Below are 239 nucleotides of genomic sequence, written 5' to 3' on the forward strand. Positions count from 1 at the left end.
CTCTGCACCTTTTTCTCGCTGGTAAGCCCGTAATTTTCTTCCAGATACAAAAGCAGGTAGTTCATGTCCATGTCGGTCAGCGTGGTACTGGTGCGCTCCCAGCCCAGCGGCTTCACAATGTCAATCTGCTCCGTCAAAAGGTTCAGGCGCAGCGCCCCGCGAAACAGAGGGTCACGCTGGAACACCGTCAGGCAGTTTCGGATGCTGTTCTTCACGCCGCCTTTCTGCGTCCCCTCTAA

1 pseudogene is annotated in these 239 nt (G+C 55.6%); it reads right to left on the minus strand.

Annotated elements, in window-relative coordinates:
• Positions 1-239, minus strand: a pseudogene (locus GPK88_RS19925) (virulence-associated E family protein); the annotation flags it as partial.

It is taken from the genome of Blautia sp. MCC269 (assembly GCF_018785655.1).
In the GTDB taxonomy this organism is placed as follows: domain Bacteria; phylum Bacillota; class Clostridia; order Lachnospirales; family Lachnospiraceae; genus Blautia_A.